Genomic DNA, 24,507 nt, shown 5'->3' with positions numbered 1-24,507 from the left:
GTGATGTCTGTTGGACGTCGTTCGTCACAGGATGGCTACGCGGAAGTGAGGAGCACGATGATCGACGAACCGGACTTCTCGATCGAAGGTGAGGATTCCCCGCCGGTTGAACAACCTGCGGCCACTCCGCCGCCCAAGGTCGTCATCGAGTACCGCGATCGAGGTTTCCCCTCGCTCTTGATCCCGCCACTCTTAATCCTGGTCGCAGTCTTGGTAATCCTCGACTTCCGGCGCGAGACCCCCATTCTCGTCCCCCCTCCAGCGCCGCCGCAAGCGACAGCGCTGGTCGAACCGAAGCCTGAACGCCCCACTCCGGCAGAACCGGTGAACCACGAAGGGGCCGCAGCGCCGGACGACGCGGCCACGGCCGCCGCCACGCCCACGCCCCCTTCGCCCCCACGGTCCCCCGCAACGGCATCCGCCCTCCCGGAACTCCCGGATCTGGATGATCTGATGCCACCGTTGGCCTCGAGTTCGGTCGCTTCGCCCCCCCCGGCCGATCGGCATGGTGGGAACGTCCCCGCGCCCACGCTTGAAGCCAAGCCAGCGGCTCCCGCCACGGAGCACGCGGAGGCGGCGCACGACTCCAAACTCGAGAGCATTCGGAACCCGGCCCCCATTGCCAAGCTGGAGGAGCCTCCCCCAGTGGTGGCTGCCGATCCGCCGCCGCCTCGTCCGGTGGTCGCCGAACCCGCCCCCGAGGTCACGAAGGAGCAGGTCCTCGCCGAAATTCGCGACGAGGCGGAACACAAGGCGGCCGAGATGCGCAAGATCGAGGAACTGAAACCTCAGGTGCGATTTCTCGAGGTCAGCCGGGTGATCAAGAAGGCCGAGGCCAACCGAATCCCCTTCCATCGATCGCTCAAAGAACTGTTGAGGTCGCGACGCCCGAACGTGGGCCAAGACATCGAAGCGCTCTGCAACGATTACGGCCGGACGACATTGCCGGAGATTCGAGCGCACATCAACAAGATCGTGTCGACAACCTATGCGCGGTCGTCCCTGAAGATCAAGGTCGAGATGATGCGGGCTTGGGGCTATCCTGAGCCGATGATTTTCGACTATGTTGCCAACGGCGTCGATCGCTTGTTGGGCACGCCCGGAGGGCCGAGGGACGGCGACGAAGTCCGTGTCAGGGCGGCGCGTCTCCTCGTCGCAATGCCCCCCTCAGCGACCACAGGGCATTCGGTCGCCGGCTCCGCGCCGGTTCCCAGTTTCGCCAACGGGCAAAGGCCACACTAAAAGGAAAGTCTATGTCGAAAACTGGTCGGCTCTTCTCGACTTTTGTGCTGGGCTTTTTCCTCATCCCGAGCCTGGTTTTCGCGGACCTCGACGCCGACGTCTCAGCCGGGAGAAAGCTTCTCGCCGAAGGAGACGCCCTGGCCGACAAGGGAAGCACGACCGAAGCCGTGGTGCTCTACAAGCGGGCGTTCGAGCAACTCCTGCCCGGGATGCGGAAACTCTCCTTCAAGCATGAAGTCAAACGGGATGTCACAAATCGTGAAGACATGAGCGCAATGCTCATCAAAGAGATCGACGCCGAGATGACTCCGGCCGAGTTCAGAGCCAATGAGCTCGGCATGAAGGTGCTCGGGCTCTTGCCCCGCAACTTCAACCTGAAGGAGACGATGGTCAAGGTCTACTCCGAAGAGATCGCCGCCTTCTACGACACCAAGACCAAGACCATGCACCTGATCAAGGAACCCGCCGCCAAGGCCGAGAAGCCGCCGACCTTCCTTGAGCGGCTCCTGGGCAAGAAGGCCGGGTTCGATAAGGATGAGAACAAGACGGTCATCGCCCATGAGTTGACCCATGCCCTGGCCGATCAGAACTTCAACCTCGACAAGATGCAGTCTTCGATCAAACGGGACGACGATCGGGACCTGGCGCTCTCCGCGCTGATCGAGGGAGAGGCAACCCTGACGATGTTCGGGGCCCAGATGGAAGACTGGACCGGGACCGAGGCTCCAAAGATGCCGGCGGCCGGACTCGACCGCGTCTTCAGCCTGATGATGCCGTTCATGCCCCTGGCCGGTGGGACCAGCCTGCGTGAAGCCCCGGTGGTGCTCTCCGAGACGATGATCTTCCCGTACCTCCGTGGCCTGGTCTTCTGCGCTCACCTGACGAACGAAGGGGGCTGGTCAGCGCTGAGCGAGGCGTACAAGCGGCCGCCCCTCTCCACCGAGCAGATTCTTCACCCCGAGAAATACCAAGCGAAGCCCGATTCGCCGACTGCCATCGACCTCGGAAAGCTCGAGGCAGGGGAGGGTTGGAAAGAACTCGGCCGCAACGTCGTCGGCGAGATGCAGCTCGGAATTTTGCTTCGCCGCCACGGCGGCAAGAAGGCGGCGGCCGGCTGGGACGGCGATCGCTTCGCCGTCTTCGAAGGCCCGAACGAACGACTCGGCCTGGTCTGGTTCTCCACCTGGGACACCGAGGAAGACGCACGCGAGTTCGAGCGCGGCTACGCCGACTTCCAGAAGACCAAGGTTGCCGACGAGGCCGAAGGAGCCGCCGAGGCCGTCCAGAAGCTCGCCAAGGAGGCTGTACCGCTCATCGAGCGCCGGGGACAAGATGTGGTGGTCGTCGAAGGCTTTTCTCAGGAAACGACCGGGCCGCTCGTCGAAGCCGCATTCCGGGCCACGAAGACCGAGATGACCTATGAGTCTCCGTCGAAAGACGAGAGCAAGTAACCTCAAAGGGGTGGCCCGGTGGATGGATCCGCGGCCACCCGTCGGAGAGGAAACCGCCAGCCGCCCCCTTTTTTTTATTCGTTCAACCCATTGAAGGGAACGCACGCCTTCTTTCGGGCGTGATTGCACCCCGCCAGCCCTCTTCAAGAGAATCGATCGATGTCGACGCAAGACCTGATTCGCCAACTTCGCGAGCCGAATAAAACCAAGATCGTTCTGCTCGTCGCCGACGGCCTCGGCGGACTGCCCATCGAACCAGGTGGGAAGACCGAGCTCGAGACCGCGGTGACGCCCAACCTCGACGCATTCGCGGCCGAGGGAACCGTCGGCCTGAGCACGCCGGTCGCTCCTGGAATCACCCCGGGGTCGGGTCCGGGCCACCTGGGACTCTTCGGGTATGACCCCCTCGTTCACGACATCGGCCGTGGCGTTCTCGAAGCGCTTGGGATCGGCGTCGAGGTCGGCCCGAAGGACGTGGCGATCCGAGGCAACTTCTGCACAATCGACGCCGAAGGACACGTGACCGACCGTCGCGCCGGCCGGATCCCAACCGAGACCTGCGAGGCGCTCGTCGCCAAGCTCCAGGCCGGGATCAAGATCGAGGGCGTCGAGGTGCTCGTCGAGCCGGTCCGCGAATACCGCCTCGTCGTCCGCTTCCGTGGCGAAGGGCTGGGGGATCGCGTCTGCGATACAGACCCCCTCTCGACCGGTCTGCTCACCCTTGAACCGAAGGGGGAGGATGCCGCCTCGGAGAAGACCGCGAAGATCGCCGCCGAGTTCCTCCGCCAGGCCAAGGCGATCCTCAAGGAAGAAAAGCCGGCCAACTTCCTGATGCTTCGCGGGTTCGCCAAGTTCCCCAAGATCGACACGATGGAAGAGGTCTACGGGATCAAGCCGGTGGCGATCGCCGTCTACCCGATGTACCGCGGCCTGGCCCGCCTGGTCGGCATGACGGTCGTGGAACCGGGCAAGACGCTCGCCGACCAGATCGAGGTGGCGAAGGCCAACTGGGACGCGTATGACTTCTTCTTCATCCATTACAAGTACACCGACAGCACCGGGGAAGACGGCGACTTCCCCCGCAAGGTGGCGATGATCGAGGCGCTCGACGCCGAAGTGCGCAAGCTCAGGGCGCTGGCTCCCGACGTCCTGATCGTGACGGGCGACCATTCGACGCCCAGCCGAATGCGAGCGCACAGCTTCCATCCCGTGCCCACCTTGATCTGGGCCCCCGCGACGAGTCGCCCCGACCTCGTCACGACCTTTGGCGAACGGCCCTGCCTCCAGGGGGGACTCGGCCAGTTCCTGGCCAAAGACCTGATGCCGCTGGCCTTGGCCCACGCGGGCCGGCTCCAGAAGTTTGGTGCCTGAACGATGATGTTGAGGTGGCGGCCGGCCTTGATTGAAGCCAAGGTCGCCACCTCCCCCTCAACCTTGGCGGTTTCCCGAGGACCGGACGATGACGAGTTTGCTCGTGCTCTCGCTCTGTTTTGGCCTGGCACCAACGACCGCCTCGGCCTCGGCCCCTGCCGCCGCCAAGGTCGAGTCGCTGCCGTTCGACCCATCAGCCTGGAAGGACCTGGCACAGGTCGAGCTCCGGGTCACCGAGTCAGGGAAGCCGGTGACCTACACCGGAGTTCCTCTGGCGATCGTGCTGAAGGGGCAACTGGAAGGGAAGCCGGCGATGGCAGCGCTGCGGTCCCTCTCCGATCAGGTGATCCTCGTCACGGCCGCTGACGGCTATCGCACCGCCGTCTCGGCGGCCGCCGTGGGGATGGATCCCAAAGGAGAACGCTACCTGCTCGCCCTCAAACGCGAGGGCCAACCCTTGGGAGACCAGCAAGGCCCGGTTCGCTTGATCGTGACCGGAGACCCGATGCACGTCCGCTGGGTCCGCATGGTTTCCTCGCTCGCGCTGGTGAAAATCGACCTGGGGAACTAACCGGTCAGGGGGCGTCCGAACCCGATTTCACGGGCCCGGCGGAGTGCGGCGTGGCCAGCTTGCTCCAAATCTGGGGATCGACCGTCTCACTGTACGTCCTCACCGAGCCGTCGAGGATCAAGACGTTCACCGTGCCCAGGTGCCCACTCGATGCGCCCATCTCGGCGGACCGCTGATCCTGGGCGATGCAGGACGGCGCTGCGTTCGGCGTGATGGCGTGTTGATACAGGGTCGACTGCCAACTGCTGGCGTACCATGAGGCTCCCGCGTCCCCCTTCCAAGGCGCGGACTCGAGGGGGGGACAACCGTTTGCCAGGATCGGACCGGCGACCTCGGCATAGTTCGCAGGAGCATGCGTCGGCCGATTGGTCCCCACGAGCCGTTCCGAGAAGGCAGCCGTAAATTCCAGGCCGTCCCCGGCTTCGACATCAGCCAGCCTCAACTTCCGGCCCGGGGAGAATGCTCCGTTTTGCCCGTCGGGAGTGTCGCCGGCATTGGCTCGGTAGCTGATGGTCGCGGGAAAGAAACCGGCCGTTGCGTTCGGGTCGCTCGGACAGATGAACCCGGGGACTCGTTGCTCACGCGCGACGAACCCGGCCGCTCTCACGGGGGGGTGTTCGGGATCCGTAACATCCCTCAAGTCGGGGACGGAGAGTTCCTCCAAAAGCGCTCGAAGCGGACTGCCGTGCCGGCTCGCCTCGGTCCCCAACGCAGGGACGACCGGCAAATGTCCGGCCGACCGTTCATAGATCAAGAGGGCCACGCCGATCTGCATGAGGTTCTTCTGACAAGCGGCACGCCTGGCAACTTCACGTTGGCGAGGCATCCGCATAGCCAGGACGAGCACGAAGATCGCGAGGACAACAAGGACGATAATCACCTCAACAAGGCTGAATCCGTCACGATCTTTTCTCGTCGACATAGCGCGCCAACCCCTCGCTGCACATTCACATCGCTCACGAGCGACCATCGCTCTCTCCCGGTCGACTTCATCTTCGCGTCCTTCTTCCGTGACGTCCATGGCTTTCGCGCACTTCGTCCCCGCGCGACGCTGAACGCTGAAGCACGCGAACGCAGTCGGTCTTGTTTTCCGTTTGCAATCGTCATCCTGGCCTGGCACGCTGGCAAGCCCGCTCAGGTTGTGCAGCACCCTTTTTTTTGGAATTCGACCTTCTGACCGAAGTTCGAAATCGATCGACTCCTCCGAGGAGCACGGTATGCATCGCTCGACCCTTTTGGTGACCTTTCGCGCGGCCGCGCTTGCGGTGTTCCTGGGACTGGGCGTGGGCCCGCTCTCAGCGCTTCGCGCTGACGACAAGCCGGCTCCCGTCGTCCCCCCTCGGCAAGGCCCGTCCGAACGCATCGTTCTCTTTGACGGCAAGGACCTCAAGGGCTGGGACGGGCACGAGAAATACTGGTCGGTCCAGGACGGGGCGATCGTCGGCAAGAACGACGAGCCGGTCAAGGTCAGCACCTATCTGTTGACCGACCGAACGTTCACCGACTTCCGGCTCACCGCGACCGTCAAACTCGTCACGTCCGAGATGCACAGCGGCATCGCCTTCTGGGGCCGCAATGCTCCTGAGCATGGAGACAAATACACGTACGCCGGCCATCTGGTCATGTTCCCCTCCGGCTGGGGGCTGCATGACCTCTTCGGCCGCAATGGACTGAAAGTCGACGCCGCTCCCGCCATCAAAGCGGGGAAGCAGCATGATTGGAATGCGCTGGAGATCCTTGCGCAAGGCAACCGCATCAGAGTCGGCGTCAACGGCTCGGAAGTGCTCGACTGGCGCGATCCGGAACCCGACCGAATCAAGAAGTCCCCTATCGGCCTCCAGCTTCACTCGAATAAAGCGCCCCAAGAGGTCCACTTCAAGGATCTGATCGTGGAAACGTTTCCGAAAGAAGACCGGCTGCTCACCGTCAAGTAAGCCAGGCCCCGGAGAAAAGCCAGGAAGTCCTGACTTGGTTCTTCACGACTTTGAGGAGCCGTGGTGACGAAGCGATCACTGGATCTTTGGCCCGAGACCGATCCTTCCCCCCCTGAGATCGCAGGGGCCCTGCCCGCAATTCCATTGATTTAGATCTGAATAGAATTAAAGAGCGGGCGGGTCGCCCGCGGTCCCAGGAGAATGGAATGCGGGCTCAGGCAGCGCCGCTTCGTCGCCGCAAAATTCGCAATCGCGCTTCGCTTCATTCGGTTTCTTTCAGCACAAATCTTCGCATTCAAGAACGCACCGTATCCGGCGATCGGGGGAGTGGTCCTAGGTCGGCGAGTTGAATTCGTGGTGACGAGTCAGGAAAACCTGAACGATATGAGGGATCTTTTCAACAGGGATGGGCATGTGGCCGTTTGAGTGCCTAAAGTAGTGATAGCCGATGTTTCTCAAAGGCGATGCCGCCCTCGTCATTCGGTGGCGATTGAGGAACTCCGGGCTTCGCCGGCCCCTTTGACTCCACCAGCAGTCTAAACGCTATGCTAAATAATCGACTCGACGCTGAGCGTGTCCAGCAAATAGAACGGCGAGGTTTTCCCCGCTACCCCGCGTTGGACAACACCTCGCAAATCGGTTGGCGACACGACGGTCGACTGGTGACCTCGTCCGCGCAGCTCATGGATGTGAGCCGCGCGGGGATGCTCGTCCTTGTCGATGACGACCCCCCGCACGGGGTTCCCGTCATGATCCGGCTGCTCAGTCCCACCGTGACCACCTGGTTCGAGGCACGGGTGGCCGAGTCGCGTGCGATGCGCCAAGGGCCCTACCAGTTGCGACTCGTCTTCAGCAACGGTTTGCCGATGAGCTTCTTCGCGCTGGCCGCATCGCGCTACGAAGACATGAATTAAGGGACGATTCAGCGGAGTGGCTGGCCCCTGAAGCCGGCTCCTGGCCCCCTTCGGACTGCCCCGTCCCAAGGGGGATCCCACTCAGTACTAACCTCGACGGTTGGATTGCCCGCCAAGGACGATCCATCGCAGGGTTGCGTAGAGACCGCCAAAGACGACGACTATCCCCATCAACGCAGTGGAAAGCGTCCCAATCATTGATGCGCCCACCCTGGAGATCGTGCCCACGGTTGCCGAGGTCGCATACGGTCCTCACCGTCGAGGACCGCGAGTGAGGCTGCATTGTAGGTCATGAATCGAACAAGAAAGGGTTCGTTTCCTTTTTTCCACCTTCAGCCCCCGAGACTGTTGGATTACAGCAACAAGGCGTGGGTTTCTGATTCGCAGAAGGTGAAAGGAAGGACGGCTGGCGCTGGGGTGGGGGTGGGGGTGGGGGACGCTTATTCGATTGTGGGGTTCAGCGATTCGAGCGGTGAAAACCAGCTTCCTGTGGCCGGCTTGAGGTCAGGGACACGTGTTCCCATTGGGTTCTGCTCTTGACGGTGCCGGGGGGGCGGATAGGATGCCCCTTCTGCGAGACTCCGTGCTGTTCAGCGCACACAACACACACGTCTTCTCTCTGTCTCGTTCGGACGCCCTGTCTAAGGGTCGCCAACAAGGCCAAGGATGGTCATTCTCATGGCCCATGAACCAAGCGCGGATCTGGATTCTCTCAGTGTCATCGTCTCTCAGCTCAATGGAGCGCTCTCCGAGGCGAGTGGCATCGTTCAAGACGTCGATCGCTACCTCGCCGAGGAATTCGACATCGGAGTCTGGGCGATCAGCCGACCTTTTGATTCCCAGCGAGGGACCGGCGAGGATGGCCGTGAGCTCCTGATCTCGTCACACCTTGCCTATGGCAAGGCAGCCGGCCGAAGCCGGCTCCATATTCTCGCGGCCACCTTGGAGCGAGGCGATGGAAGCGATCAATTCACCCAGATCATCTCCGAGGAGCGCATTCCCTGGCCCCTCTGTCCTCGCGAGATCAAGCTTCATTCGTTCGCGATGCTGCCGGAGTTGTTGGGGACTCTGGCCTCGAAGGCCGAAGAGATCGCCGCCCAGACCAGCAGGACGAGCGAAACGGTGCGGCAGCTGCTCGAAACGATGGGGCGGCACTCTCACGGCGCTACAGAACCCGCACTCGCCACCAATGGAGTGGGAGCCGACCTCGACGCCGGTCTCTTCCGGCGATCCCGCTCGCGATAAGCGAAGTCGTCGATTCGAGACGATCCCGCCCTGAAACCAAATCCGAGAAATCCCTCGCCGGGGGCGGGCTCCCTGGCGAGGAAATATGTTCGGTGGAGAACCGAGGAACGCTGAGTCGCTCGCACTCAAGCGTGGCCCGATCGCCGCCCGCGCGAGCGAGGGCGTCAATATCGGGGATCGCAACGCAAGGGAAGGAAAGGGAGTCTGATTGCGCTGTCGCCAGGCAGCATCGCGACGGTTGCGTTTGGTATTTCCGACAAAACGAGAGGGATGTAGGGGAAAAGCCGGTGGCCCCTTTATGGCAACTCGGGATTCTGATTGTTTATCTAGTTCTGCCAGTCGATCCGATCAAAGAGCCAGGAGTGGGCCAGCTCGAACGTTCGGTAGGTGCCGGGCCCCCGCGTGGTTGGGAAGGGGAATAATTTTGGTTCCGCAACGCTTGAATCACCGCATCGAAATGCTTATTAATGATTTAATCGAAGAGGGTAATGTCGCAACCGCGTCGCTTGCCTCGATCCTCGTGGCGGCCCAAGGTGCCGTCGCAGGGGGCTACGATGTGGCGCTCTGCCGTCATGTCTGGATGGCCTCGCTTGAGTACGAGACGGGCCTACAAGACAGTCTCCCCCAGCCGGACGCCGACGAATTCATCGGTCGCACCTGCCAATCGTGATGGCTCGCCTCGATTGCGAGCGGCAAGGGCCTGGGCGATCGTCAGACAGCGGCGATGAGTTGTTCCATGGCTTCCTTCTCGAGCTGGCGAACGCGCTCACGGGTCAGCCCAAGGTTCTCGCCCACTTCGCGAAGCGTCATGGGAACGTACGGCTCCAGGCCGAACCGCATCCGGATCACGGTCGCTTCGCGAATGCCCAGTCGTCCCATGCGATGGAAGATCCGCTCCAGGTCGTCGGACTCGATCAGGAGGTCGCCGGGGGCCTTGCTCCGTTCGTCGGTCAGCATGTCGTCGAGTAGGAAGTCTTCGCCCTCCGCACTGACGCACTGAGGGGTCAGGTCGTTGACGCGGATCGCTTTGGCGACCATGCCCAACTTCTTCTTTGAGAGCTTCAAAGCCTGGCCCACTTCTTCATGAGTCGGCGTGCGGCCCAACCGGTCAGCGAGTATCTCTTTGGCTCGCTTCCACTTGGAGAGCAAGGTTACCATATAGGCAGGGAGCCGGATCGGCTTCCCGTTGTTCATCACAGCGCGTCGGATCGACTGCTTGATCCAGTAGCTGGCATAGGTGCTGAAGCGAGTTTCCATCATCCCGTCGAATCCCTCGACGGCACGCATCAGTCCGAGGTTACCCTCTTCGATCAGATCCTCCAGACACATGCCTTTGCCCAGGTAGCCACGGGCGATATTCACGACCAGGCGAAGGTTCGCCTTGACCATATGGTCGCGGGCCAGGGGGTCCCCCATCGCCACGCGCTCGGCCAACTCACGTTCTTCCGGAGCGGAGAGTAACGGAGTGCCGTTGATTTCTTGAAGATAGATTTGAAGTGTCGAACCGTTGGCGGGGCGTTGGGCGGCGCGAGTGCTCACAGTGGAATCCTCATGCAGGGGGCGGCCATTTCAATTCACGTCATCGTGATAAGGCGTGCGCGGCCGTATTGACTAGAGAGCCGTCATCGGCGACGGTTCCAATCAGGCCGATCAATCATGAAGAAGCGGAACCTGAGCGCAGCAGGAGCGAGCCAGGACGATCAGGCCAGCTTCTCGTAGCCCAGACCCTGGAGAACCTCGAGAATTTCACTCCAGGTCGGAAACATCCGGCCGCTCGACTGCTTGTAGGCCTGGATCGCCTGCATGAACTCGAGTTCGGCGGCCGTATACTCACGTTCACACGTCGTCGGATCAATCCGCTGCCGTCGCTTGCTGGCGTGCCGAGCCTTGGAAGCGCGAGCGGCCCGCTCGCTGACCTTACTCTTGGCCTGGATGCCAAACAATGCGTCGGCCAAAAAAGCTTCGGATGTGGCCGATTGGCTTTCTTCCGCAGCAAGAGACATGATTAATTCCTCCTTCATGGGGGCCTGACCGAGACGTCGCAACATCGTGACGCCTGGCAGTCGAATCATTTCTGGAAGCGGGAGGACGGGCGGGTTGGTCTTCGGAACCATTCCCGATCCGGGGAACCTGACCTGACACTGCCATGAAAGCTCGCTTCGTCCTATACAACTACAATAGGTCACGTTTGCTTTCTAAGGCAAGCGGATTTGCGATTTTATCGATTAATTCCGAAAATCCGCTCAAGAATTCGAGGATTGGCAGCGATCAGAGCCAAGAATTTAGCAGGACGTGGTGAAGCGCGCGGCTTAAATCCCCACAAACGGGATGATCGTCAACAAGGCTAGGCCATCGGCTGGGAGGAACCGGGAGCAGGGCGATGCGGTCCTTTTTGGTTCTAGCCTTGACGTTGAAAGCGGTCCCGGAAGAAACCGCGTTGCGGCTTGGGCTCGGCGGTGGCAAGGGCAGGGACCAGGGTGTTCGCCATCCGGGCGATCACGCGTTGCGCTTCACATCGCGGTGCCAGGACGTCGATGGGCACACCGCGATCCCTTGCCGTGTGGAACGTCTTGGTCGCATTGGGGATCTGCCAGGTGATCGGCAGCTTGAAACACTCTTCGGCCCTGGCGATCGTCACGGAGTTCCGAAGTGAGCCGACGCGGTTGGCGACAATCTGAACGCGTTCGGAAAGTCCTTCAAAATCGCGAAGGCAGTTGAGCAGCCGCGCGGTGTTCTTCACCGAGCTCAGGTCGAGCTGCATGACCACGAGGATCACGTCGGCGGCGTCGAAGGCGACAAAATCGGAAGTCTGCAGGCTCTTACTTGTGTCAAGGACAACTGCCGAGAACGTCGACTGAAGGAGCTTGAGCGCTCCGGGCAAACTTTCGGGGGAGAGCCGCGCGGCATCGATCAGCTCGTGGGGCCGTGGCAACACGTAAAGACCCGACGCGTGCCGGCAGAGCATGCGCTTCAACAAGGTGGAGTCGAGCCGATCAACGCTCTTCACAATCTCGAGCAGCGTATTCTCGGGGACGACGTCCAGGAGCGTATCGACTGCGCCGAACATGAGCTCGAAGTCGGCGATCACAACGTCCCGACCGGGAGCCTTGGCCAGGGTCGTGGCCAGGTTGACGGCCAACGACGTGCAGCCCACCTCGCCCGACGCCCCCGTCACGACGATTGTTTTCGACACCCGATCGCCGCCGATGGGCGGAGCCTGAACCTGGGTTGATGTTGCCGGAAGGAGCGCAGGAATGAGAGACTCCTCGTTGCTGGAAAGACACTTGATGGCTTTGAAAAGCGACTCATTCGAGCTCGGCAGGGTCACGATCTCGCTCGCTCCACTCTTGACCAGGTTCACAATCACCCGGGTGTCGGTGGAATGGGTCGCAACCAGAATGCTGGCCTCAGGGTTGTTCTCGACCAGGGTCCGGATAAGCCTGTTCGCCTCCCCCTGGTCCTCGTCGGCGACCACGATCGTCACCTCGGGCCGAATCTCCTCCACTCGCCTGGCCACTACAGCGTAGGTCACGCAAACTTCAGTCAGCCAAATTGACTCCATACGCTCGAATTGGGCGAGTAGCGACCGACGAGACGCCTCATGCGGGTCGGCCAAGAGAACTCGGATGCCTTCCTTCATAGTCATGAAACCCAACAATCCAAAATGTCAGTGAGTACGATCGAATTCAGTCAGGGCCTCCACTTCACCTTGGAGAGTCTCCCCCCTTAGTGTCGCGGAGCCGAGATCGATCGCGTGCAGCAACGATGAAACGGTAGTACACCACCCGAAGGAGGATGGGAACTCAAGGCTCGCTCTTGAAAGAAATATTGGGACACAGTTCGAGACTTGTGAACGATCTGGAATGAAATCGCTCTGGCTCGATCTCGCGAGATTTCGCTGAAATCCTGTAACAACAGAGACTTGAGTACTGCAGCAAACGATTCCGGCAAGCGCCTTTTTTTTCACAAAAGCGAGCGAACGGCTCGAGTTCCCACCAGGGGAAACGTTTCCGGATTGGCTGTGGCCTGAATGGCCGGTCGATTCATCGGCCTCGAAAAATAAAGCGAGGGGAGTCGGTCCCCTGACTCTGGCCGTAAGGTAGGATCGAGTAAATTCGATGCGCTCTCGTTTCTGAAGGAGGCCTCTGTGTCGTTGGTTTTCCCGTCGTCGCACCCCATCGTGCTTCATCTGATCGCAAACCTGCGGGATGCGCGAACACGGCCGCCTGAGTTCCGAAGGCTGGTCCGGACCCTGGCGATGCTGTTGGCCCAAGAGGCGACCCTCGACCTCCCGACCCGCCCCCTTGAGGTTCCCACCCCATTGGGTCCGTCACCCGCCTGGAATCTGGCCGATACGATCGGAATCGTTCCGATTCTCCGCGCCGGACTCGGGATGGCTGAGGGGATCCTCGACCTGATCCCGGATGCCCAGGTCTGGCATGTGGGGGTCTATCGCGACGAGCAGACGCTCCAACCGATGGAATACTACAAGAAGCTGCCCGCGAATCCGAAGATCACCATCGCTCTGGTCGTCGATCCGATGCTGGCGACCGGCGGATCGGCCGTTCACGCCTGCACGGTCCTGAAGGCGGCGGGCGTGACGCGCATGAAGCTGATCTCCCTGATCGCGGCCCCTGAGGGGATCGCCCACATGAACGAGGCGATGCCCGACGTACCGATTCACGTGGGGGTGGTCGATGACCATCTCAACGAGGTGGGGTACATCTATCCCGGCCTGGGCGACGCGGGCGATCGTCAGTTTGCGACCGCGCTTGATTGAACGGGTGAGCGGGCCCTCACACACAAAAAAACAAACCGTGGCCGGGAGTCCTCGTCTCATGCGTGCCGTGGACATCATTCGCAAGAAAAGGGACGGCCACGCGTTGACCGTTCCTGAAATCGGCTGGATGGTTGCCGGCTTGGGCAACGGCGAGGTGGCCGACTACCAGTGGTCGGCCTTGCTCATGGCCATCGTCTGGCGCGGGATGGACGCGGCGGAAACGACCGCATTGACCGATGCGATGATGCGCTCCGGCTCAGTCGTCGACCTCTCGGCCACGCCAGGCTTGAAGGTCGACAAGCACAGCACCGGCGGGGTCGGCGACAAGACGTCCTTGATCCTCGCACCGATCGCGGCCGCAGCCGGGGTCCTGGTGCCGATGGTCTCGGGCCGAGGCCTCGGCCACACCGGCGGCACGCTCGACAAGCTGGAGTCGATCCCCGGCTTCAACGTTCACCTCGACCTGCAACGCTATCGGCAGGTGCTCGACGAGTGCGGCCTCGTGCTCATCGGCCAGACCGCCGAGATCGCCCCGGCCGATAAGCATCTCTACGCACTTCGCGACGCAACGGCGACTGTCGAATCGATCCCGCTGCTCGCCTCGTCTATCATGTCGAAGAAGCTCGCCGAGGGGATCGACGGCCTGGTCCTCGATGTGAAGACCGGCAACGGCGCCTTCCTGGAGCGGCTCGAGGACTCGCGAACACTGGCCGAGACGATGTGCGCCATCGGACGTGCCCTCGGCAAGCGGATACGCGCGGTGATCACCCGCATGGATCAGCCCCTCGGGCGGGCCGTAGGCAATGCGCTCGAGGTGGTCGAGAGCGTCGCTTGCCTCCGAGGCGAAGGACCGGCCGACGTCGTCGAGCTCTCGGTGGAATTGGCGGCCGAGATGGTCGTCCTGGCGGAGCAAGCGAAAACCTTGGACGAGGCTCGGGCGCTCTGCCATCGCACGATCGCCGATGGGTCGGCTCTCGAGCGATTTCGAAAGCTCGTCGCCGTCCAAGGGGGGGACCCGCGTGCTCTCGACGATCCCGGCCGATTGCCCAAAGCGCGGCGGTTGGTCGAGGTTCAGTCCGCGAGTTCAGGCTACGTCCGCAGACTGGCCGCCTGGCCGATCGGCCAGGCGACCATGCTCCTGGGCGCGGGTCGTGCCCGGGTGGATTCCGTCGTGGACCCGGCCGTCGGCCTGATCCTCGACAAGAAGGTGGGCGACCCGGTCGAGGCGGGCGAACGGCTCTGCACGGTCCACCTGAATGACGAGTCGCGACTCGAGCAGGCGCTGACGATGATTCGCGACGCCTTCGTAATAGGTGACCCGCTCCTGGAACGCGACGCCTTGATCGTCGAACGGTTTTGAACGCCGACCCACCCTGGTTTTCTCAGCCCCATTCGCGGAGAAAAAAAGGCCATGCCTCCGATCGAACTCGATGAGCGTGCGAGTGAAGCCGCCTTGGCGATTCAAGCGACCATTCCCAAGCCGCCCAAGGTCGCTGTCGTGCTGGGATCAGGCCTCGGGGCTTTGGCCAATCGACTGGCCGATCGAACGATCGTCCCCTATGCGAAGATCCCCCATTTCCCTCGGCCGACGGTCGAGGGACACGAGGGCAACCTCGTTTCCGGAACCGTCGCCGGCGCGCCTCTCCTGGTCTTCCAAGGCCGGTTTCATTATTACGAAGGGTACGGCCTCGATGAGGTGACATTTCCCATCCGGGTCATGAAGCGTCTTGGTGTGCGGACCCTGATCCTGACTGCGGCCACGGGAGGAATTGACCTCTCCCTCCCTGCCGGCACGATCGTCTGCCTGAAGGATCACCTCAACCTGATCGGCTCGAACCCATTGCGCGGGCCCAACGACGAACGCGTTGGCAAACGTTTCCCCGACATGACCGAGGTCTATTCCCACCGACTGCGGGACCTTGCCTTTGAAGAAGCGGACAAACTCGGCTTGAACCTCGCCTCAGGCGTCTACGCCTGCCTGCCGGGCCCGAGTTACGAGACCCCCGCCGAGATCCGGATGCTCCGCATTCTCGGGGCCGACGTGGTCGGGATGTCCACGGTCCCGGAGGCAATCGTGGCTCGCCACGCAGGGCTCGATGTGCTCGCCCTGGCCCTCGTCACCAACGCTGCGGCGGGTGTTTCTGGAGAGATCATCAGTCACGCCGATGTGGTCGAGGCCGGGCTGAAGGCGACCCCGCTCATCGGCGCCTTGATCGAAGGGGTTGTGCAACGACTCGATGCCGAAGACCGCCAGGGAACCGCCTGACAGACCTGAACGGTTTGACCATCCGTAGAGCGGTCACAGCCAATCGCGCCGAAGTCGGGGGAAACGGGTCCGGCAAAGCTTGACCCGCCGTGGCGATAGTGACTGTGTGGTCGCCCTCCTGGAACCACAAAACATATACATGACTTTGCCAAATCGGGCGTCGATCCGCTGGGAGTTCGTCCGCGACCGCGAGGGGACCCACCGCGATGAGTTCTCATAGGCCCGGGCTACGCGGGGTTCGATGAGGAAGTAGTCGCTGGCGACAACGCCAAGGACCGTGGCCGGCATCCCCGGTCCCAGCCCACCAAGATAGTCGCTGATCGTGCCAGATGTTCCACCCGGCCCGGTCAATCAGCTACCACACCGAGGCCCGTCCGACTATCCCAGGCGGTTCCGGAACCCCTCGCCGCTCTGTGTGCGTGCCCCTCGCAACTCCTTTCCTAAGCTCCAAACTGTAACCCGGCAAGGACTTCGAGCTAGTCCTCCGGTCGGGACCCGCCGGGGAAGTTCCGCTGTGCCAGTTTGGTACAAGTGTTGCACGTATTGCTTTGTGGCATTTCCATTACTACCTGCACACAATCTTTTTGAGACGGGAGAATTCGATATGATTTACTTAGTTCATTATGTAAAAAATTGATCTTATTACCTGGAAACAATCCGATGAGTGAGCAACCGACTGTTGCGGATTACATCGTCCGACGGTTCGCACGCGAGGGGATCACCGACTGCTTCGGCGTCGCGGGGGACTTCGCCTTCAAGCTCTGCGACGCGGTCGCGAATAGCGAGGCGATCCGCTGGATCGGGTGTTCCAACGAGTTGGACGCGGCGTACGCGGCCGACGGCTACGCCCGCGTGCGAGGCTGTTCGATGCTGATGACCACGTACGCCGTCGGCGAGTTGTCCGCGCTCAACGGCGTGATGGGAGCCAAGGCCGAGCGGTCGTGCGTCTTCCACGTCGTCGGTATGCCGACCATGCGCAAGCAGCGAGTCGGCCAGATTGTCCACCACACGCTTGGCGACGGGGAGTTCCAGAACTTCGCGAACATCTCGGCGCAGGCGGCGTGCGTCTCGGCGGTGATCACCCCCGACAACTGCACCCACGAGATGGAGCGGCTGATCGCCACGGCGCGGGCGGAGAGCCGGCCTGCTTACATCCTCGTCGCGGGCGACTATGCCGTCACGCCGGTCACCGGTTCGGCGCCGACCCCGTACCCAAAGCCCGCGAGCGGCCCCGACCTTGCCAGGGCCGTCGCGGCGATCGCCGAGCGGGTCGAGACCGCCCGGTCGCTTGTCGTCCTCCCCGCCTACACGGTCTCGCGGTTCAAGCTCCAGGACAAGCTCCGTGCGTTGATCGAGGCGTTGGGCTGCCCGTTCGCTGCGATGGCGATGGACAAGGGGATCCTGACCGAGGCCCATCCCCAGTTCGTCGGGATCTATTCCGGTGGCGCATCGTCCCCCGCCGTCCTCGAGGCGGTCGAAGGTGCGGACGTCGTCATCGACGCCGGCGGCGTCAGCTTCAACGAAATCAACACGTCCGCCTACACGAGCCGCATCGACCCTGGGAAGCTCGTCACCATTGGGGTGGATCACGTCCGGGTCGCGGATCGGATCTATAACCCCGTCCGGATGGGCGACGTCTTCGACGGCCTGGCCGGTGCGATCAAGAAGAAGTTCGGATACTCGGCGCCGCCGAGGGAAGTGCCGGCCCGGCCCGGCGGGAAGCCGGACGACCCGATCACCGCAGTGAACATGTATCCCCGGTTTCGGGACTTCCTGAAGCCACGGGATCGGATCGTCCTCGAGAGCGGCAGCATGAGTTCCGGAATGGTCCCGCTTCCGCTCCCCGAAGATGCGGAGGTCCAACTTCAACCTCTCTGGGGCTCGATCGGGTGGGCTACCGGAGCCACGCTGGGCATCGCGCTCGCCGACGCGTCGCGGCGGACCCTGCTCTTCACCGGGGAGGGCTCGCACCAGATGACCGCCGCCGACGTCGGGACGATGGGGCGTCACGGGCTGAAACCGGTCATCTTCGTCCTCAACAACGGGGGGTACATGGTCGAGCGGGCGCTCGAGGCAGATCCGGACTGGGTCTACAACGACCTCGCCCCCTGGAATTACCACGCCCTGCCCGCCGCCCTGGGCTGCCGGGGCTGGTTCACGGCGAAAGTCACCACGCTTGGCGAGCTCGACGCCGCGCTGGCCAAGGCCGCCACGGGCGAATCGGCGAGCTACATCGAGATCGTCGGGGGTCGGATGGACCTCCCGGCGGGACTCGCCATGGCCCATCAGCGCCTCGACGCCCTGTACGGGAATGGTTAGAGCGCCGAACGTTTGCGACCGATCCTAGCCTCGGCGAAGTCAACTAAAATCACTAACATGACGTCATGTTAGTAATTTAATACTGTATGCGGAGCAAGATCAGTGGAACGGCCTTCGGGAAATCCGAGTGACATTCTGTAGGCCCTCCAGGATCGCGACCCACATCACCGAGAGGAGCAACCATGAGCACCGGGAGACAGCGACTCGTCGCGGGTGGCACCATGGCCGCGTTGGCCCTGGCGGCTCTGTGGGGGGTCGGCGGGGATCGTGCCGCGCTCGCCGCGGAAGGCGACGAGGTCGAGTACACCTTCGGCCGGCCGGTGAAGGACGACGAACAGACGTATGACTGGTACCGCAAGACCCACGCCGACTGGGCCGCCAAACGCTATGGCGTGGACCCGAACGCCGTCGGCGACGGCATGGACACCTGGCACTGGTGGTGCGGCATCGACAACCCAGGGTTCTGGCGTGAGATGGCCAAGCTCACCAGCAGGAAAGAAAACGTGTTCACCGCCCGGATTGATCTTCTGCGGATGTTGCACACCTTGCCGCGTTCCGAGCGGTGGGAAAAGATCGGGCTCATCAACGATCCCGACTGCGTGGCCGCCGACAAACCGGACCAATACGGCCTACGGATTGACCGGATGAAGGACGGCACGCTCACCTGGGATCCGGACGTTTTCGGCTTCTCCAGCGGTGTTGTCGGCCTGCAACTCTTCAAGAACAAGAACTTCGACGCGAAGAAATGGTCCATCGACAAATACCTCGATGATGCGAGCGGTGTCGAGCCACCGTACCTCGTCGGGATGGCCTGCACCGTGTGCCACACGGCTTTTAACCCCAACCGGCCGCCGAAGAACCCGGCCGAGCCGAAGTGGGAAAACTTAGATTCTCACATCGGCAGCCAGTACTTTCGCGAAGGGATGCTGTTCGGTTTCGACATGCCGAAGGATTCCTTTGCCTGGCAGTACCTGCACAACCAATCGCCGGGCACGAGCGAGACGACGCGTTTCCCGACGGACTTCATCAACGGCCCGATCCTGATCAACTCGATTTACCGCCTGAATGATCGCCTCAAGCTGACGCGTGCGGATCGAATCTCGCCCGAGCAAAAGGTCATGATGCAGTCGATCAACAAGCACGTCGGCTTGCCCGAGAACGACGGCATCGGCGGAACCGACGCCAAGCCGACGTACCGCTCCCCAAGGGTCCTGTCGACCGGGGCCGACTCGATGGGCCTGGTGATCGCCGCAACCCGTGTCTACGTCAACGAGGGGTCCGGATACAAGGATTGGTTTCCAACCTGGGCCCTGAACCCGTACGACCTCAAGGGGAGCCGGGAACGCGGCTTCAAGCAAGAGGAATTCGACATTCTCGGCAAGATACGCAAGGATCCCAAGAGCCCCTGGATGCAAACCGAGGCTCGTATGCCGAACATGGCGCTCTACCTGAGCACCCACGATGGCTTCAAGCTCAGAGATGCCATCGAGGCCGAGGGAAAAGGGGGCAAAAACGGTAAGGATTATCTCGCGACGGACGCGGATGTTCTCCGCAAGGGGAAGATCGCCTTCGCCGATCACTGCGTCCGCTGCCACAGCAGCAAGAAGCCCGACAACCTGCCCGAGGATGCCGAGGCTCAGAAGAAAGCCTGGCGCGAGCTTGTGCTGCGGGACGACTTCCTCGCGGACAACTTCCTGTCCGACGACGAACGCTACCCCTGCTCGGAGTTGGGTACGCACATCGGGCGCACCCTGAGCCCCAACTGGGATGCGGGCGGTGGCTACGGGCAGATGTCCAGCCTCGGGTTCAAACTCAACCAGGAAGGCACCGAGCAGGTGTTCGATCATGACAAGAATGGCAAGCTGATCCCGCTCTACAACCCGCTGACCGGCAAGCATGACATCAAGTTCATCGCCAAGAAACTTTTTTACCGCACACCGACTCTCGTGAGCATCTGGGCGACAGCGCCCTACCTGCACAACAACTCGGTCGGGTTGTACAACGGCGACCCGTCCGTGGCCGGCCGCATGGCCGCCTATGAGGATGGCCTAACCAAGCTGCTCTGGCCGGAACGGCGGCTGGGAGTTCGTTCGATGCTGGTCACCACGCGGGATAGCAAACTGCCGGACTTCCTCCCGATGCTGATGAAGCAGATGCCGGAGTTCTCGGACTTGCCCGGCCTGGACCTTGACCTCATCAACGTCCCTAAGGACACACCTGTTAACTTGATCATGAACCTGCACGCGAAGGACGTGAAGTGGGTACTGCAAGACTACGTGGACGGCATCCTGCAGGACCAACCCAGGGAGAAGTTCGCCGAGTTGCAGACGAAGAACCATGCGCGTGGCCAACAGCGGCTGCTGGAGAAGCTCGTCGAGGTCAACATGTGCCCGGACTTCATCGAAGACCGGGGCCACACCTACGGGCGTGAACTCGATGATGACGACAAGCGTGCGCTCATCGATTACATGAAGCACTTCTGAGCATTGGCCCCGCCTCGATCGTGAGCCGAGTCACATATCGGCGGGAAATCGAAGGTCGGGTTCATGGCGTTTTTTCGTCTCCGGGCCGGCACGCGATGCCGCACTTTCTGAAGTCGGGGTTTTCTTCGACTATCCGGAAGTTTTACACGCCCTGCGAATCGAGGTCGGCCCGGAGACCCCGCCAAGCGTTGCCGTGCTGCACCACGCGTTGGAACGGGCGGGCAATAGGCATGGGCAGCCCATGCGATCCCCGCAAATCAGAAGGTGTTGGAAGCCCAATCACCTCCAGCCGCATAGGAGGCCGGGAGTGTCGCCCGGACTGTTTCCGCCGGGGCGGCCGGCGCTTGGCCTCCCCAGGCTTTCGTCGTGACGGATCGCTTGCAAGCTCATCCCGAAGTCGACGGGCCGAACCGGCTTTTTTCAAAACTCTGAGAACCGCAAATGAGATTATTATGAAATATTTGTTTTTATTCCCTGCCGCTTGCGTGCTCATCCTGGTCGGATCGCCTCGTGGATCCGCGGCCGAGCAGAACGGCGACAATCCATCCGAGACCAAGGCGATCACCGTCACGGCGAAAAGCCTGAGCTTCGACCCCAAGAAGCTGGAGGTCCACGTCGGCGATACGGTGGTGTGGACCAATCAAGCCCGCACGAAGCACACGGCGACATCGGACGACGAGGGTAAGACGTTCGACACCAATGAGATCGCGCCGGGCAAGTCGTCGAAGTCGGTGAAGTTCGAGAGGGAGGGTGAGTTCAGGTACCACTGCAAGGTACACGGCAAGACCATGAGCGGTACGATTGTCGTCAAAGCGAGAGCAAAATGACCGCCGTCAATCTTCAAAAGACCGACATGACGTTGGAAACGAGAAGTACCGGAGCGGAAATCGTCGAGAGGGTGGCCAAGGCGCGGGCAAGCTTCCGCGGCGGCCGGACGCGCGATGTCTCGTGGCGTCGCGCGCAGCTCAAGGCCCTGAAGCGGCTCCTGAAGGAGGAGGAGTCCGCGATCTTCGAGGCGTTGTGGGCAGATCTCCGCAAGCCCCCGCTCGAAGGCTACCTCACCGAGGTCGGCTTCGTGATCGCGGAGATCGACGATGCCCTGCAGCACCTCGACCGGTGGATGAAGCCGGAGCGGACGCACACGTCGCTCCTGGCCCAGCCCGGGAAGTCCTGGATAACGCACGATCCCCTCGGCGTGGTCCTCGTGATTGGCACCTGGAACTACCCCGTCCAGCTGCTCCTCGCGCCCCTGGTTGGCGCCCTGGCCGGCGGCAACGCGGCGGTCCTGAAGCCGTCGGAGATCGCGGCGCACACCTCCGCCCTGATGGCGGACCTTGTGCCGCGACACCTCGACCCGGAATCCGTCGCGGTAATCCAGGGCGGGGCCGACGAGACCCAGGCCCTGCTGGAGGAGCGGTTCGACCTGATCTTCTTCACCGGGGGCAGCCGGGTCGGCCAGATCGTGCTCGAGAAGGCCGCCAGGCACCTCACCCCCGTTGTCCTCGAGCTGGGTGGCAAGTCGCCGTGCCTGGTGGACCGGGACGCGTCGCTGGAGGTCGCCGCCCGGCGAATCGCCTGGGGCCGATTCAGCAACGCCGGCCAGACCTGCGTGGCCCCCGACTACGTGCTGGTGCACGAGGCGGTCGAGATGGAGCTGCTCGAGCACCTGCGTGCCGCGGTGACGGCCTTCTACGGCGACGACCCCAGGACGAGCCCCGACTACTGCCGCATCGTCAACGACCGCAACTTCGAGAGGCTGTCGAAGATGCTCCACGACGGCGAAGTCGTCTGCGGGGGCCAGGCCGAAACCAAGGAACGATACATCGCCCCGACCATCCTCCGAGGCGTGTCGCCCGACGCGCCTGTCATGCGAGAGGAGATCTTCGGCCCCATCCTGCCCGTGCTCGCCGTCCCCAGCATGGACGCGGCGATCGAGTTCGTGGCGGACCGACCTTCCCCCCTCGCGCTCTATGTCTTCTCCAACGACGAGGCAACCCAGCACAAGGTCATCGATCGGACAAGTTCGGGCAACGCCTGCATCAACGACGTCCTGATGCACATGGTCGTGCCGGAGCTCCCCTTCGGCGGCGTCGGCGAGAGCGGCATGGGCCGCTACCACGGCCGATGGAGCTTCGAAACGTTCACCCACCGCAAGGGCGTGCTCGCCAAATCGACCCATTTCGACCTGCCCGTTCGCTACCCGCCGTATTCCGGCGGCCACCTGGCGTTGCTGAGGCTCATCGGTTGATCCGAGGAGGTTGCGGGATGAAAGACAGGTCGGACCCACTGGGCCGGGCATCGTCATCTGGCCGGACGGGGTGAAGGTCCCCGGGACACTCAGGCTGGGCAAGCGCCTCGCCGCAATCGGCAATCGACCGGGAGTCTTGGAGGTCTGCGGCCCGGACGGTCGGCCGCTCTCCGAGCGACCAGTGGCCGCACGCCGTCGAACGGCTCGATTACAGCGACCACATCATGGTGGGGCTTGGGACGCTCTTCATCCTGACGATGGACGTCGCGTCGTTCCTCCTGACTGCGAGGGCGCCTGGCGAGGACTCGCCCCATGCTCTGGGTGCTGATGCTGGCATTCCCATTCCCCTACATTGCGACGACCGCGGGGTGGTGGACCGCCGCAAGATGGGCCGCCAGCCGTGGGACGTCCACGGGCTGTTGCGGACCGACCGCGCCCACTCGGAGTTCGTGAGCTCGGGCGACGCGATCTTCACCACCCTTGGGTTCGCCGGGCTTGTACCTCCTGCTAGCAGGCGATTCCCCTCAGCGACGGGTTGAGGCCTCGGAACGGCGAGCCGCAAGTTCGGCGGTCGAGTCACGAAACTCATCACGGGTCGGCGACCATTGCGGCTGCCCCTTGGCGAGCACGAAGTCGTGCCCCCAGCAGTGTGGGCAGAGCCCCCGGTCGGCCAGGTCGACGTGACAATAACGCTCGGGGTTCTTCATAAACTGAACGCGGCTGGTGTCGTCGGAGCAGAGGTAGAGGTGGCCCTGGAAGAGGACGCCGAAGCGGGCCTCACCCGACTTGGCCTGGCCTCGGTCGACCTGTTTGACCGGGCAGCGGCCACTGTTGACCGGGATGAACCGCTCCGGTTGCCGCTGGAACGTATCACGAACGACAGGGTTGGCGAAGCGATAGACGTGACCCTCGTGCTCCAGGCTCACGGCGTTCTGTCCCTGGACGAGACGATGATCCTGGACCAGGCTGACCGGACAAAAGCCGGACAGCGCCAGGCTCGCCTCGACGCGGGCAGGGGGAGGAGTGGGGGGTGCGGGGGAGTCAGAAGCCGTCTTCGCCCCTCGGGCGGGGGCTGTCGCTTTCGCGACCGCCGCCCTTGCCATCCGGGCTCGGGCCGATTCGAGGAAAGCGTGGAACGACTCGGGGTCCAGATATCCCTCGTGCTTGGCGACAATCTCGCCCGAGGGAGAGACAAGGATCGTCGCCGGAAGGCCGGTCACGCCGAGTTGCGCGGCGACTTCTTCATTTGTGTCGCATTGAAGTTTAATGGGAACGAAATGTTGGCGGGACTGTCCGACGATTTTGGGATGAATAAACGATTCACCATCCATCAGCGTGCAAAAATGGCACCAAGACCCCGTAAACTGGACCCAGAGGAGCCGCTGTTTGGCCTTGGCCTCGGCATTGGCGCGTTGAAGGTCGGATCGCCATTCGATCCCGGCGGGTCCCGCGCCTTCGGCCACTCTCCCATCCAGCCATACCAAACCGAATCCAAGGAGGGCGACAAGGCCCATCCCGATCGATCGGGACTTGCGATGAGTCATAGAGCATCTCCGTCGTTCGGCGTCGTATTTAGAAGCTCAGGGAGCGACAAATGCGTCGTGGAAGGGGACGCAATCCATCCGTGGAGATGCCACCCGAAACTGACGTGAGAGCCAATTCATTTGGCAGGCAAAAGGGATC

21 protein-coding genes are annotated in these 24,507 nt (G+C 62.4%); 16 read left to right on the top strand and 5 right to left on the bottom strand.

What is annotated here, in order from left to right; translation table 11 throughout:
* The first annotated feature begins 57 nt into the window (after window positions 1–57).
* From SINAC_RS07060 to SINAC_RS07045, 4 genes are all read left to right on the top strand, one after another.
* Window positions 58–1,242, top strand: a complete 1,185-nt coding sequence (locus SINAC_RS07060; RefSeq protein WP_015244996.1) for a hypothetical protein — start codon at window positions 58–60, stop codon at window positions 1,240–1,242.
* A gap of 11 nt (window positions 1,243–1,253) precedes the next feature.
* A complete protein-coding gene (locus SINAC_RS07055) occupies window positions 1,254–2,693 on the top strand; it encodes a hypothetical protein (protein ID WP_015244995.1) in 1,440 nt (479 codons plus the stop codon).
* 159 nt (window positions 2,694–2,852) lie between these two features.
* Window positions 2,853–4,064, top strand: coding sequence for a 2,3-bisphosphoglycerate-independent phosphoglycerate mutase (locus SINAC_RS07050; protein WP_015244994.1), 1,212 nt, complete (start codon window positions 2,853–2,855; stop codon window positions 4,062–4,064).
* A gap of 88 nt (window positions 4,065–4,152) precedes the next feature.
* On the top strand, window positions 4,153–4,635 hold the full coding sequence (locus SINAC_RS07045) for a molybdopterin-dependent oxidoreductase (protein WP_015244993.1): 483 nt from the start codon (window positions 4,153–4,155) through the stop codon (window positions 4,633–4,635).
* Between the two features lie 4 nt (window positions 4,636–4,639).
* Here the strand turns inward: SINAC_RS07045 and SINAC_RS07040 are convergent, their stop codons facing one another.
* Entirely contained in the window at window positions 4,640–5,557 is a 918-nt protein-coding gene (locus SINAC_RS07040; RefSeq protein ID WP_015244992.1) for a DUF1559 family PulG-like putative transporter, read from the bottom strand.
* Window positions 5,558–5,852: 295 nt separating this feature from the next.
* Between SINAC_RS07040 and SINAC_RS07035 the strand changes: the two genes are divergently transcribed.
* From SINAC_RS07035 to SINAC_RS07015, 4 genes are all read left to right on the top strand, one after another.
* Window positions 5,853–6,569: a 3-keto-disaccharide hydrolase gene (locus tag SINAC_RS07035; RefSeq protein ID WP_015244991.1), complete on the top strand. Its 717-nt coding sequence runs from the start codon at window positions 5,853–5,855 to the stop codon at window positions 6,567–6,569.
* A gap of 545 nt (window positions 6,570–7,114) precedes the next feature.
* Entirely contained in the window at window positions 7,115–7,483 is a 369-nt protein-coding gene (locus SINAC_RS07025; protein ID WP_015244990.1) for a PilZ domain-containing protein, read from the top strand.
* Between the two features lie 678 nt (window positions 7,484–8,161).
* Window positions 8,162–8,728 (top strand): hypothetical protein, encoded by a 567-nt coding sequence (locus SINAC_RS07020; protein ID WP_015244989.1) that lies wholly within the window; start codon window positions 8,162–8,164, stop codon window positions 8,726–8,728.
* Between the two features lie 424 nt (window positions 8,729–9,152).
* On the top strand, window positions 9,153–9,398 hold the full coding sequence (locus tag SINAC_RS07015) for a hypothetical protein (protein WP_020465769.1): 246 nt from the start codon (window positions 9,153–9,155) through the stop codon (window positions 9,396–9,398).
* Between the two features lie 41 nt (window positions 9,399–9,439).
* Here SINAC_RS07015 and SINAC_RS07010 read toward each other — a convergent pair whose 3' ends face one another.
* From SINAC_RS07010 to SINAC_RS07000, 3 genes are all read right to left on the bottom strand, one after another.
* Window positions 9,440–10,267: a sigma-70 family RNA polymerase sigma factor gene (locus SINAC_RS07010; protein ID WP_015244987.1), complete on the bottom strand. Its 828-nt coding sequence runs from the start codon at window positions 10,265–10,267 to the stop codon at window positions 9,440–9,442.
* A gap of 161 nt (window positions 10,268–10,428) precedes the next feature.
* A complete protein-coding gene (locus tag SINAC_RS37875) occupies window positions 10,429–10,731 on the bottom strand; it encodes a hypothetical protein (protein WP_015244986.1) in 303 nt (100 codons plus the stop codon).
* A gap of 395 nt (window positions 10,732–11,126) precedes the next feature.
* A complete protein-coding gene (locus SINAC_RS07000) occupies window positions 11,127–12,374 on the bottom strand; it encodes an AAA family ATPase (RefSeq protein WP_015244985.1) in 1,248 nt (415 codons plus the stop codon).
* 501 nt (window positions 12,375–12,875) lie between these two features.
* Here SINAC_RS07000 and upp point away from each other — a divergent pair.
* The 8 genes from upp (at window position 12,876) to SINAC_RS06960 (ending at window position 23,363) form a co-directional block, all read left to right on the top strand.
* Window positions 12,876–13,508 (top strand): uracil phosphoribosyltransferase, encoded by a 633-nt coding sequence (gene upp, locus SINAC_RS06995; protein ID WP_015244984.1) that lies wholly within the window; start codon window positions 12,876–12,878, stop codon window positions 13,506–13,508.
* Between the two features lie 58 nt (window positions 13,509–13,566).
* The gene (locus tag SINAC_RS06990) at window positions 13,567–14,868 is read left to right on the top strand and encodes a thymidine phosphorylase (RefSeq protein ID WP_015244983.1); all 1,302 of its coding nucleotides are present in this window, start codon (window positions 13,567–13,569) and stop codon (window positions 14,866–14,868) included.
* Between the two features lie 51 nt (window positions 14,869–14,919).
* Window positions 14,920–15,774 (top strand): purine-nucleoside phosphorylase, encoded by an 855-nt coding sequence (locus tag SINAC_RS06985; protein WP_015244982.1) that lies wholly within the window; start codon window positions 14,920–14,922, stop codon window positions 15,772–15,774.
* 660 nt (window positions 15,775–16,434) lie between these two features.
* Window positions 16,435–18,093, top strand: a complete 1,659-nt coding sequence (locus tag SINAC_RS06980) for an alpha-keto acid decarboxylase family protein (protein WP_015244980.1) — start codon at window positions 16,435–16,437, stop codon at window positions 18,091–18,093.
* 182 nt (window positions 18,094–18,275) lie between these two features.
* A complete protein-coding gene (locus tag SINAC_RS06975) occupies window positions 18,276–20,576 on the top strand; it encodes a c-type cytochrome (protein ID WP_015244979.1) in 2,301 nt (766 codons plus the stop codon).
* A gap of 452 nt (window positions 20,577–21,028) precedes the next feature.
* Window positions 21,029–21,403: a cupredoxin domain-containing protein gene (locus SINAC_RS06970; protein ID WP_015244978.1), complete on the top strand. Its 375-nt coding sequence runs from the start codon at window positions 21,029–21,031 to the stop codon at window positions 21,401–21,403.
* Window positions 21,400–22,824 (top strand): aldehyde dehydrogenase family protein, encoded by a 1,425-nt coding sequence (locus SINAC_RS06965; RefSeq protein ID WP_015244977.1) that lies wholly within the window; start codon window positions 21,400–21,402, stop codon window positions 22,822–22,824. Before SINAC_RS06970 ends, SINAC_RS06965 begins: the two co-directional genes overlap by 4 nt.
* A 122-nt stretch (window positions 22,825–22,946) precedes the next feature.
* Window positions 22,947–23,363 carry a cytochrome ubiquinol oxidase subunit I gene (locus tag SINAC_RS06960; RefSeq protein ID WP_081578291.1) on the top strand — a complete coding sequence of 139 codons (417 nt, stop codon included), beginning with the start codon at window positions 22,947–22,949 and terminating at the stop codon, window positions 23,361–23,363.
* Here the strand turns inward: SINAC_RS06960 and SINAC_RS06955 are convergent.
* Window positions 23,349–24,368 carry a thioredoxin family protein gene (locus SINAC_RS06955; RefSeq protein ID WP_015244976.1) on the bottom strand — a complete coding sequence of 340 codons (1,020 nt, stop codon included), beginning with the start codon at window positions 24,366–24,368 and terminating at the stop codon, window positions 23,349–23,351. The genes SINAC_RS06960 and SINAC_RS06955 overlap by 15 nt on opposite strands.
* Between the last annotated feature and the right edge of the window lie 139 nt (window positions 24,369–24,507).

The organism is Singulisphaera acidiphila DSM 18658 (genome assembly GCF_000242455.2).
Classification (GTDB): domain Bacteria; phylum Planctomycetota; class Planctomycetia; order Isosphaerales; family Isosphaeraceae; genus Singulisphaera; species Singulisphaera acidiphila.
This window is presented reverse-complemented; position numbering and strand designations above follow the sequence as displayed.